7 protein-coding genes are annotated in these 12,671 nt (G+C 46.8%); 2 read left to right on the top strand and 5 right to left on the bottom strand.

The window, feature by feature from the left end; translation table 11 throughout:
* Positions 1-54: 54 nt before the first annotated feature.
* The 4 genes from SIO70_RS05010 to SIO70_RS04995 form a co-directional block, all read right to left on the bottom strand.
* Positions 55-663 carry a hypothetical protein gene (locus SIO70_RS05010; protein ID WP_320579872.1) on the bottom strand — a complete coding sequence of 203 codons (609 nt, stop codon included), beginning with the start codon at positions 661-663 and terminating at the stop codon, positions 55-57.
* A gap of 218 nt (positions 664-881) precedes the next feature.
* A complete protein-coding gene (locus SIO70_RS05005) occupies positions 882-2,357 on the bottom strand; it encodes a glutamate synthase subunit beta (RefSeq protein ID WP_320579871.1) in 1,476 nt (491 codons plus the stop codon).
* A 28-nt stretch (positions 2,358-2,385) separates the two neighbouring features.
* Positions 2,386-6,912 (bottom strand): glutamate synthase large subunit, encoded by a 4,527-nt coding sequence (gltB, locus tag SIO70_RS05000; protein WP_320579870.1) that lies wholly within the window; start codon positions 6,910-6,912, stop codon positions 2,386-2,388.
* A 331-nt stretch (positions 6,913-7,243) separates the two neighbouring features.
* Complete coding sequence (locus SIO70_RS04995; RefSeq protein ID WP_083721900.1) at positions 7,244-8,014, bottom strand: DeoR/GlpR family DNA-binding transcription regulator; 771 nt, start codon at positions 8,012-8,014, stop codon at positions 7,244-7,246.
* A 266-nt stretch (positions 8,015-8,280) separates the two neighbouring features.
* Between SIO70_RS04995 and SIO70_RS04990 the strand changes: the two genes are divergently transcribed.
* On the top strand, positions 8,281-9,168 hold the full coding sequence (locus tag SIO70_RS04990; protein WP_320579869.1) for a glycerophosphodiester phosphodiesterase family protein: 888 nt from the start codon (positions 8,281-8,283) through the stop codon (positions 9,166-9,168).
* Positions 9,169-9,321: 153 nt separating this feature from the next.
* Positions 9,322-10,965: an alkaline phosphatase PafA gene (gene pafA / locus SIO70_RS04985; protein ID WP_320579868.1), complete on the top strand. Its 1,644-nt coding sequence runs from the start codon at positions 9,322-9,324 to the stop codon at positions 10,963-10,965.
* A gap of 103 nt (positions 10,966-11,068) precedes the next feature.
* Here the strand turns inward: pafA and SIO70_RS04980 are convergent, their stop codons facing one another.
* A complete protein-coding gene (locus SIO70_RS04980; protein ID WP_320579867.1) occupies positions 11,069-12,613 on the bottom strand; it encodes a glycoside hydrolase family 10 protein in 1,545 nt (514 codons plus the stop codon).
* Positions 12,614-12,671: the final 58 nt, after the last annotated feature.

Below are 12,671 nucleotides of genomic sequence, written 5' to 3'. Positions count from 1 at the left end.
AAAAAGCGCTTTTATCGACGATAAAAGCGCTTTTATGAGTATTTATAGGTGGAATTACCAATTGGGAATATTCCGCTGATTGAATTTCTGGATGTAGTAGACCAGGCGTTCCTTGTTTTTAGGATCCTGGTAAAACTCCCTTGTTAAAGTAGTATCGTGTGGAAGGATGAATTTCTTCATATTATATAGGGTCAGGTCATAGAAGTTGCCGGTGGCGAGGTTGATGACCTTTTTGTTTACAGCTGCGGGCGGGGTATTGCTGAATACCATGCCGCCGGTGGCCGTGTTGGGAGTAGCGGAGGTAATGGCGCGCACCTGGTATAAGCAGTAGTAGCCAACTTCTTCAACTTTTTGAAGGCCGTTGTCTCTCACGTATAGGTTAGTGCCGTCGCAGTACCCCCAGTATTTTTTTACTTTATGTTCTTTGCCGGCGCTGTCGATGGCAACCAGTTCCGTAGGGGCTGACATAAGGTAAACCTGGGCGGCGGCGGTTTTCCCTTTTATTACAACATTACCTGTTTGGGAGGGTTCGTTGTTGCGGAACTCTTCGAAGGATTTATAAATGCCTTTTTTATAGTTGTGAGTGTCGTAGATGGTGTGGCCTATCTGACCGAAGGCGCTATAATTGGCTCCAAGCAGTAGGAGTAATAAAATCTTTTTCATGATAAACAAAATTAATCAAAATGACGGTGCCACAGGCACCGTCATTTTGATTAATTGGTCTCATTTATTTAAAAAGAAAAGGCCGGGTAAAGACCCGGCCCGGCTGAAGGTTACAACAAAATCTAAACCTGCTTATGAGATTCTTTAAAACTAATGTGAGTTTGTATCAATCAGCAGGTTAAAAAAAAGATACGCACATTCACATCAAGATTATGTGTTTACACTGCCAGTGCTGGTAAAGAAGCATCTTTGCTTTCCAGGTGGGAAACTCCCATCAGGAACTCATCTACCTTACGTGCACACTCACGGCCTTCGCTGATCGCCCATACCACCAGTGACTGTCCACGGCGCATATCGCCTGCAGCAAACACCTTAGGTATAGAAGTCTGGAACGCCTTCTCCCCTGCTTTCACATTGCCTCTTTCATCTTTTTCAACACCCAGATCGTCCAGCAATCCGGTATGCTGTGGATGCAGGAAGCCCATTGCCAGGAAAGCCAGTTCGCAAGGAACTTCTCTTTCAGAACCAGGTACTTCTGTAAATCCACCAGGACGACCATCAGCGCCCAGGCTCCATTGTAGATCTACCAGTTTCAGACCTTTCAGGTTACCGTTACCATCACCTACAAATTCTTTGGTACCGATAGCCCAGTGGCGGTTTGCGCCTTCTTCATGAGAAGAGGTTGTTTTCAGCACCATTGGATAAGTAGGCCATGGCATATAAGGAGTACGTTCTCCGGGTGGCTTAGGCATAAGTTCCAGCTGGGTGATGCTTACAGCGCCATGACGGTTGGATGTACCTACACAGTCAGAGCCGGTATCACCACCACCAATCACTACTACGTTCTTGCCGGTAGCCATAATATCTTCACCGCTTACAGCGCGGTTGCTTACGCGTTTGTTCTGCTGTTTCAGGAAGTCCATAGCATAGTGCACACCTTTCAGCTGACGGCCAGGAATATTGAGGTCACGAGGGATGGTGGAACCACCAGCCAGCACGATCGCATTGTATTCACGGAGCAGGTCGTTCACGCTTACGTTCACACCTACGTTGGCATTACATTGGAAAGTGATGCCTTCTTCTTCCATTATTTTCACGCGGCGGTCAATCACCCATTTCTCCAGTTTGAAGTCAGGGATACCGTAGCGGAGCAGACCTCCGGGAACATCGTCTCTTTCGAACACGGTTACCAGGTGACCAGCGTAGTTCAGCTGAGCGGCAGCAGCCAGGCCGGCAGGACCGGAACCAATTACTGCTACTTTCTTGCCGGTACGTATACGAGGTGTTTTAGCCTGTACCAGTCCTTTATCGAAAGCGATTTCGATGATGTGGCGTTCGATTTCTTCGATTGCCACAGGAGGTTGATTGATACCCAATACACATGCACTTTCGCAAGGCGCAGGACAGATACGTCCTGTGAACTCAGGGAAGTTGTTAGTGCTGGTTAAGATTTCATATGCTTCTTTCCAGTCTTTGTGATAGACTGCATCGTTGAATTCAGGAATTACGTTACCCAGCGGGCAACCGCTGTGACAGAAAGGAACACCACAGTTCATGCAGCGCGCAGACTGTTCATTCAGCTTGGTATCTGAAAGTCTTTCTACGAATTCGTTATAGTTCTGGACTCTTTCCCGAGGAGCTTTCTTTCCAGGCAGCTCTCTTGTAAATTCCAGGAATCCTGTTGGTTTGCCCATTTTGGTTGTCGTTAGATTGTTAATGTTACTACTTCTCTACCTTCTCCTTTGCTTTGGAAGCTGTCACCACCGCTTTGTATTCTTTCGGGAATACTTTCACAAAGTGACGCAGCTGGTTTTCCCAATCTTTCAGGATGAACTTAGCCACAGTACTGTTTGTGTAAGCGTGGTGTTTGGTGATCAGGTCGTGCAGTGCGGTAGCGTCATCCTGATCCAGCGGATCGAGGTCGATCATCTCCTTGTTGCAACGGCCGGCGAAATTGCCTTTCACATCGTATACATAAGCAATACCACCACTCATACCAGCGCCGAAGTTACGGCCGGTCTCACCGAGGATGACAGCCTTACCACCGGTCATGTATTCGCAACCGTGGTCACCCACGCCTTCGGATACGATAGTAGCGCCTGAGTTACGTACACAGAAACGTTCACCTGCTTTACCACGGATGTAAGCTTCACCAGAGGTGGCGCCATAGAAGGCTACGTTACCAGCGATGATGTTTTCTTCCGCTTTGAAGCCTGCTTCTGCATTTGGATAAAGAACCAGTTTAGCACCGGACAGACCTTTACCGAAGTAGTCATTTGCCTCACCTTCCAGTTCCAGGGTTACACCTTTGGTGTTGAATGCCCCGAAGCTCTGGCCGGCAGAACCAACGAATTTAAAGTGGATCGTATCTTCTGGTAAACCTGGGCCCTGATAGCGTTTAGAGATCTCATTGCTCAGGATTGTACCTACGGAACGGTCAGTATTTTTAACATTAAACTGCTGGAATACCCTGGTCTTTTTGTCGAGGGCTGGCTGTGCAGCTTTCAGCAGCTGCCAGTCAATCACTTCGCTGATACCGTGATCCTGTTCTTCAGATTTGAACAGCGCTGTTGTTTTATCAGCTGGTTCTTTGTACAGGATCTGGGATACGTCCAGGTTTTTATATTTCCAGTGGGTGATGTTCTCACGTACCTGCAGGCAGTCAGACTGACCCACCATTTCATTTACGGTACGGAAGCCCAGTTCAGCCATGATTTCACGGAACTCTTCTACCAGGAATCTGAACAGGTTCACTACGTTTTCAGGATCGCCGTTAAAGCGTTTGCGCAGTTCAGGATCCTGTGTCGCCACCCCTACAGGGCAGGTGTTCAGGTGACATTTACGCATCATGATACAGCCTTCAGCCACCAGTGCAGCAGTTGCTACACCCCATTCTTCCGCACCCAGCAAGGTTGCGATAGCGATGTCGCGGCCTGTTTTGAGCTGACCATCCGCCTGTACGGTTACACGGCCACGCAGCTTGTTCTTCACCAATGTCTGGTGAGTTTCAGCCAGACCCAGTTCCCATGGCAGACCAGCGTGCTTGATAGAGCTGATCGGAGATGCACCGGTACCGCCGTCGAAACCTGCGATCAGGATCACATCTGCCTTTGCTTTGGCAACACCGGCAGCGATGGTACCAACACCTGCTTTAGACACCAGTTTTACGCTGATGCGGGCAGCACGGTTAGCATTTTTCAGGTCGAAGATCAGCTGAGCCAGATCCTCGATAGAGTAGATATCGTGGTGAGGAGGCGGAGAGATCAGGCCTACACCAGGTGTAGAGTGACGTACTTTCGCGATCCAGTCATCCACTTTATGGCCGGGCAGCTGGCCACCCTCTCCGGGTTTAGCACCCTGTGCCATTTTGATCTGTAATTCATCAGCATTGGTCAGGTAGTTGCTGGTCACACCGAAACGTGCACTGGCTACCTGCTTGATAGCAGAACGCATGCTGTCGCCGTTAGGCAACTTTTCGTAACGCAGTTCATCTTCACCACCTTCACCGGTATTGCTCTTGGCACCGATACGGTTCATAGCGATGGCCAGTGTAGAGTGAGCTTCATGAGAGATAGAGCCAAAGCTCATAGCTCCTGTAGCGAAGCGTTTGAAAATGCTTTCTGCAGATTCCACTTCATCAAGGGTGATAGACGGACGGTTACGTTTGAAGGCGAAAGTGCTACGCAGGGTAGCTGCTTTTTCGCTCTGGTCATTTACCGCTTTAGAATATTTCTTGAAGATGCTGTAGTCGCCCATACGGGTTGATAACTGCAGCAGGTGGATAGTGGTTGGGTTGAAGAGGTGGAACTCACCTTTTCTCTTCCACTGGTAGATACCCCCTACACCCAGGCGGGATACAGGGGTTTCTTTACGGCCGTAACCCATCCAGTGCTTAGCGAGGGTTTCGCGGGCGATCTCGTCGAGGCCCATACCCTGGATACGGGATACCGCACCGGTAAAGTATTTATCTACTACCTGACGGTTGATACCTAATATTTCGAATATCTGGGCACCCTGGTAAGATTGCAGGGTGGAGATACCCATTTTGGAGAAGACTTTGAGCAGACCGTCGCAGACAGCCTTTACATAGTTCTTCTTGAGTTTGTCAACATCGTATTCAGTTTCCAGTTTGCCGGTGAGCTTCAGATCACGGATCGTGCTCAGCGCCAGGTAAGGGTTGATTGCGGTCACCCCAAAACCAAGCAGGCAGGCAAAGTGGTGTACTTCCCACACATCGCCGGCTTCAACGATGATACCTACCTGACCACGGTATCCTTTGCGGATGAGGTGGTGGTGTACGGCAGATGCAGCGAGGATAGACGGGATAGCGGCGTGTTCAGAGTCGATCGCCCTGTCGGAGAGGATGATTACTTCATAACCATCTTCAACAGCATCTACAGCATAGCGACACAGACGTTGCAGACCTTTTTCCATAGAGCCGGCTTTACCGTCGGCACGGAAGTAAGTTTGCAGGGTCTTCGCCTGGAACAGACCGGTATCAATGCTACGGATCTTTTCCAGCTCGTAGTTGCTCAGGATGGGGTGACGCAGGGCCACACCATGACAGTGCAGGGGATTTTCGTCCAGCAGGTTGCCATTGTTACCTACATAGGTAGCCAGTGACATCACCAGTCTTTCGCGGATTGGATCGATAGGTGGGTTGGTCACCTGTGCGAACAGCTGTTTGAAGTAGCTGGTCAGGTGCTGTGGCTGATCGCTCAGCACAGCCAGGGGAGCATCCGTACCCATAGAGCCGATTGGCTCTTTACCATCCAGTGCCATTGGGGCGATGATGGTGTTCAGGTCTTCGGTAGTATAACCGAAGGCTTGCTGGTATTTAAAAATCTGTTCTGGTTCCAGGTGACTGAAAGTAACACGAGGTTCAGGCAGTTCTTCAAGACGGATTTTGTATTTGTTCAGCCATTCGCCGTAAGGTTGCTGAGAGCAGATGTTCTGTTTCAGTTCCTCATCGCCGATGATTCTGCCGGCTTCCATGTCCACGATGAACATTTTACCTGGTTGCAGACGGCCTTTTTCTTTAATATTTTTAGGATCTACGGGCAGTACGCCGGCTTCTGAAGCCATGATTACGCGATCGTCTTTGGTAACAACGAAGCGTGCAGGGCGCAGACCGTTACGGTCCAGGGTACCACCGATGATCTTACCGTCTGTAAAAGAGATACAGGCAGGACCATCCCATGGCTCCATCATAGAAGCGTGGTATTCATAAAATGCTTTTCTTACCGGATCCATATCCTCGTTGCCATCCCATGCTTCAGGAATGAGCATCATCATAACATGAGGGAGGGAGCGGCCGGTGAGCAGCAGCAGTTCTACAACGTTGTCAAGGCTGGCGGAGTCAGACTGACCTTCTTCGACGAAAGGCGACAGCATGTCCATTTCTTCCTGAGAGAAGTATTTGGATACAAAGTCCTTTTCGCCGGCGCGGAGCCAGTTGAGGTTACCTTTCAGGGTATTGATCTCACCATTGTGCGCGATGTAGCGGTAAGGGTGAGCGAGTCTCCAGCTTGGGAAAGTATTGGTAGCGAAACGGGAGTGGATCACTGCGAAAGCAGATACCATCTTCTCGTCGCTCAGGTCAGCGTAATAGTGACGTACCTGGTAGGTGGTCAGCTGGCCTTTATACACAATCGTTTTAGTAGAGAGGGAGGCAAAGTAAAACAGTGCTTTTTCCTTAGGAACGGTATTCCTAACTGTTTTAGACACATAATTACGGAGCACGAAGAGTTTACGTTCAAACTCGTCATTGTCGGCGATATGATGAGGACAGGCAATAAATACCTGTTCGATTTCAGGTTCTACTGAAAGGGCGCTTTCTCCGATGCCATCGGGGCGAACGGGAACTTTACGGTATCCTAGAATATCGAGGCCAAGTTTTTCCGCCGCCCGGGCCAGGATCTCGCGACATTCTTCTCTCCATCGTGGTTCTTTTGGAAAGAAAACCATACCTACACCATATTTACCAAATTCTGGCAGACTAATGCCTATCTTCAGACATTCGTCGTACAAAAACTCGTGCGGGAGCTGGATAAGGATCCCTGCCCCGTCACCGGTATTTTGTTCACAGCCACATGCACCGCGGTGTTCCATATTTTCCAACATGGTAAGCGCATCCCGGATGATCTGATGCGATTTACGGCCCTTAATGTGGACAGTAAAGCCTGTTCCGCATGCATCATGTTCAAAATCCGGGTGGTACAGTCCTTGCAATTGCTTCACTTCTTGCATTCGTTTAGATTTTTTGACCTTGGCACACACTTCACCCTTCTCAGGGCGCGGTGGAGGTACCGTAATTGTTTCGGGAACGGTATAAAGATACTAAAGGATGCCGGTATTTTTTATTAAAACCTTCTTATAACACTAAAAATTTAGAAAAGATTAAAAAAGTATAGGCATTTGTTAGAATATAATAAGAGTGAGTGGTAAAAGTGTACTTATTTTACCCTTAGAGGAGTAGATCGTGTTGGAAATTAGTTTAATGTATGCATGGGAAATCCGCACTGGTTGCTATAGCAACCAATAAAATGGGGTTATATAATTATTAAGTGGGTGATCCGGACTATACGATAGTCACATTGATTCCCATCTCTTCTACGGCTTTTACTATATGTGCTGAGATGCCACTATCGGTGATAATTTCATCGATATCTTCCAGACCACAAATTTTACCAAACCCTCTTCTACCGAATTTGGACGAATCGGCAATGACAATTGTTTTTTGTGCAGCAGCCACCATGCGCTGATTTAGCTGTGCTTCCATTAAATTTGTAGTTGTAAGCCCGAATTCAATGTCTATGCCTTCGAGGCCGAGGAACAGTTTACTGCAGGAGAAATCGGCGAGGATGCGTTCGGCATAGTTACCCGTTACAGAAGATGAACTGTTGCGGACTATGCCTCCCAGTTGCAATACTTCTATTTCCGGATAGCGTAGCAGTTCCTGTGCTACGTTGAGTGCGGGAGTGATGACGGTGAGATGGCCTTTGGGGTGAATATTCCTGGCCAGGGCCAGGGCGGTTGTGCCAGAAGAAATAATTATCGCATCATTATGTGCGATGAGGGTAGCCGCAGCTGCACCGATGAGATTCTTCTCATCCCGGCGCAGTTTTTCTTTTTCATTTACAGGCTTGTCATTGATATAAGGATTATTGACTGTTGCGCCGCCGTGCGAACGGAACAGTAAGGCCTTGTCTTCCAGTAACTTGAGGTCTTTCCGGATAGTTACTCCAGATACATCAAGCTCTTTGCACAGGTCTATTACATTTACATATCCTTTTTCCGCTAACCGGTCTAATATATATTTATGTCGCTCAGCGATATTTATCATTGACATATGCGCAAAAGATTTTGTTGCTTCAATTGGTTACAAAATTACTTTCATGTTGTTGAATTTAACACATGTAAACGGAAAAAAATATTATGAAAAAGTGCGCTTTTTGATGTATAAAAGCAGTTTTGGTGTATAGTATGTTGAAAACTAGTTAACAAAATATTATTTTCAACCACTGAATAGAAAGTCAAAACGAAAGTGGACTACCAGAAAGGGCGAAATAAAAAGAAAGATTTGAAAAGAGAATGTTATTAAATCCAATGAATAAGATGAGATCTTTACAAAAATTGTTGTTGGTAGTAGCCCTGTTGCCCGCTGTGATGGCTGCTGTACCTTTGCCGACGTTTTTAAAGGTAGGACATAGGGGAACAAGGGGAATGATGCCTGAAAATACAATTCCTGCCATGATCCATGCCATTGAAGATGGAGCGAATACCCTGGAGTTTGATGTGCATATTACAAAAGACGGACAAGTAGTGGTGTACCACGATGCCTCTTTTGACCCGGCATATACGACCCGGCCCGATGGTAGCGAGATTCAGCCCAGCGAAAGAGGAAAATATATTTTCTACCAGATGAATTATAGTGAGATCAGGGCTTTCAGAATAGGTGAAAAGCCCTATCCTAAGTTTCCACAACAGCAAAGAATGAGGACATATGCTCCATTGCTGTCTGAAATGATTGATTCTGTCGAAGCGTATAATGAAAAACACCACAAGCCGCCGGTATATTATTTACTGGAAATCAAATCTTCTGAAAAAACGGATGGCAAGGAACAACCAGCCCCGGAAGAATATGTGGAAAAACTGATGCAGGTAAAACAGCTGAAAAAACTAAAACACAGACTGCTGATCCAGTCTTTTGATATGCGTCCTTTGCAGGTGCTGCACAGGTTACATCCAAAAGTGACCCTGGGATTCCTGACCGGCGATAAGAATGTATCTTTTTACCAGCAGCTGGAAGGCTTGGGTTTTCTGCCTACGTTCTATAACCCACATTTTTCTTTGGTGACGAAGGAATTGCTGGATTATTGCCATAGTAAAGGTATGAAGGTAGTGCCCTGGACCGTGGAGGATCTGGAGGATATGAAAAGGTTGAAGGCGATGGGAGTAGATGGAATTATTACGGATTATCCGGATAGGATAAATAAGATATAACCAATTTATGAGGCGGTCTTCATTCGCTTAAATTTAAATGAACAAGGCGATCTTTTAGATCGCCTTGTTCATTTGATGAATGGAGTTTGTTTATCCTAATTAATACACATCTTTGCGGATGACAATCAGGAAATTATCAATATTATGACCAATATGAAAAAAACATTATCCGCCCTGGTGGTGGTACTCGCCAGTACCTTCGGCCAGAAAGATACTGTAATGGCACAGACCCAACCAGCAGTCGCCCGCCCTAAGTTGGTAGTTGGTATCGTCGTAGACCAGATGCGCTGGGACTACCTGTACCGTTATGCTGACCGCTACGGAACCGGTGGTTTCAAAAGACTGTTAGGTGAAGGATTTACATGTGAAAACGCATTCATTACCCACCTGCCCTCCTACACCGCTGTAGGGCACAGCACCATTTTCACCGGGTCCGTACCCGCTATCCATGGTATTACAGGCAATGGCTGGACCGACCAGGCCACCGGCAGAGAATTCTATTGTACCGAAGATTCCACCGTGACACCTGTGGGTACTACTACCGACGCCGGTAAAATGTCTCCACGCAGTCTGCTGGCTTCCACCATCACGGATGAACTGCGACAGGCAACTAACTTCCGCTCTAAAGTAGTAGGCGTATCCCTGAAAGACCGTGCTTCTATACTACCTGCCGGCCATATCGCAAACGGCGCTTTCTGGCTGGATGACAGTAATGCATCTTTTGTGACCAGCAGTTATTACATGAAAGAATTACCGGAATGGGTAAAACAGTTCAATGCTAAAAACGAACCGGCTGCACTGATGGCCAAACCATGGGAGACCCTCTACCCTATCAACACATATGTACAAAGTTCCGAGGACGATGTGACCTGGGAAAATACTTACAAAGGCGAAACCGCACCTAAGTTTCCACACGATCTGCCTGCTATTTATAAATTAAGCAAAGGTAGCCTGCGTTCCACACCAAATGGTAATACCCTCACACTGGATTTTGCAAAAGCCGCTGTGAACGGATATAACATGGGTAGCGGTCCGGTGACAGACTTCCTCACTATCAACTGTGCTTCTACTGATTATGTAGGTCACCAGTTTGGGCCTAACTCTATCGAGGTAGAAGATACTTATCTGCGCCTGGACAAAGATCTGTCAGCGTTCTTTACCTTCCTCGATCAGAAAGTTGGTAAGGGAAATTACCTGGTGTTCCTCACAGCAGATCACGGAGCATCTCACTCTGTAGGTTTCCTGAAAGAACATGATATTCCTTCTGGTCTGGTGAATGACAAAACAATCATCGCTGGTCTGAATACCGATCTGAAAGGAGTGTTTGGTGTAGATAGCCTGGTAGCGAATACCAATAACTACCATGTTGACTTTGATTTAAAAAGGATCAAAGCAGCGAAGCTGGATTATGATGTAGTGAAAAAAGAAGCAGTGTACTTCCTGCAGACAGTGCCGGGTATTCAGTTTGCCGCAGATCTGGACAACATTGGAAACAGCGCATTGCCTGAGCCAATTAAGCAAATGGCGGTGAATGGATATTATCCTAAACGCGATGGTGCGGTGATTATGATTCCTGATCCAGGATGGTATGAAGGTAGTCTGAAAGGTACGACGCATGGTACATGGGCGCCTTATGACACGCATATTCCAATGGTGTTTATGGGTTGGCATGTAAAGCATGGGTATACCAATGAGAAGACGAGTATGACTGATATAGCAGCGACGGTAGCGGCAATGTTGAAGATACAGATGCCGAGTGGTTGTGTGGGAAGAGCTGTGATGGAAGTTTATAAATAAATGGATAAGTAATTGAATCGCAAAAAAAATCCGCTGCCTCTGGCAGCGGATTTTTTTTGCATGGGCAGAAGGTGCCACCACTGGCGGCACCTTCTGCCTTTTATTATGGTTCAGGATCGAAGTAGAACCTCGCCTTCCCTTTTACTATTCTTATATACATTGGATCACTTGCCAGACTCTCATTCTGCAACCTATCCAGGGATGTCAGCACATAAGTATACTCCTTTCCTTTCTCATAAGTACTATCTACATACTGCGGATCTGAGCTCTGTGTTAGTATCGCCAGGATCTTCTCCGGATCATTCAGATTGATCACCCCGCGTCCTTCAAAACGATATAACACATATTGCGTAGTTCGATTGGTCGTATCTCCATCCACCCAATGCAAATGCAATCCATTCGACCTTTCAAAAGCATCTGCAAAATATGGGGACTCCGGTGCTCTGAAATCCAGCCATGGCATAGTAGGTCGTAACGCCGGATAATGATAGAAGTGATTCCGTAAACTATCTTCTATCCCTCTTGGATTACCGTTGAATGATTTGGCGCTATAATAAACATTTCCCTGTACCGTATTGAGGGTTCGGGACTCGGTAATCTGCACCGGTAATTCATTCGGGTTACTCCACGCCGCATTACTATTGATCCGGTACACCCCATGCCCGATATACAAATGACGGCCATAGGCATGCTGTGCCCACCAGTTCAGCAACAGCTCATAGTCTGCCACCCTGAAACCTCTTTCCCAATATAGTTGCGGCGCCACATAGTCTATCCATCCGTTCTTTAACCATTTCAGTACATCCGCATACAAGTCATCATAATTAGTAGTACCACTTGTGTAAGACCCATCCGGATCTTTGCTTTTATTTCTCCAGATGCCGAATGGACTAATCCCAAACTTCACCCATGCTTTCTCCTGCTTGATGGCAATGCTTACCATATGGATGATGGTGTCTACATTGTACCTGCGCCAATCGTCTTTTTCCATTCCCTGTCCATGCTGGCGGTACGAAGCATTGTCTGGAAATTCCTTGCCCGGTACACGGTATGGATAAAAGTAATCGTCAAAATGAATGGCATCTATATCATAACGGCGTACTACGTCGCGGATGATCTGGGTGACATATTCACGCACCTCTGGTATACCCGGGTCAAAGTACTTCTTGTTATCATAAGTGAGGAACCACTGTGGCCGCATCCTGGAAATGTGGTTCGGTGTTACATTGTTACGACTGGCATTGAATACCGCACGATACGGATTGAGCCAGGCATGGAATTCCATGCCCCTTTTATGCGTCTCTTCAATCATAAACTGAAGTGGATCATAATAAGGATTTGGCGCCTGCCCCTGTGTACCAGTCAGGTATTCCGACCAGGGTTCAAAGGGAGATGCATAAAAAGCATCTGCTACCGGGCGGATTTGTACCACCACGGCATTCATGCCATTACGCTGCTGTGTATTGAGAAGGTTGATAAATTCCTGTTTCTGTTGTTCAACAGGTAACCCTCTACGGGAAGGCCAATCAATATTTTCTACTGTTGCTATCCATACGGCTCTTAATTCCCGTTTGGGTGGCAGCTGTGCCTGGACCTGTTTAAAAAAGCCTGTCAGGAGGAAAGCAGCCACGAATAAGTGTTTCACCATTCTACAATACGTTAAGACCTGAAAAATTGCGAAAATAAGGAAACCTGATTACTCTCCA

It is taken from the genome of Chitinophaga sancti, assembly GCF_034087045.1.
Taxonomy (GTDB): domain Bacteria; phylum Bacteroidota; class Bacteroidia; order Chitinophagales; family Chitinophagaceae; genus Chitinophaga; species Chitinophaga sancti_B.
The sequence above is the reverse complement of the archived record's forward strand: the minus strand, read 5'-3'. Positions and strand labels throughout refer to the sequence as shown.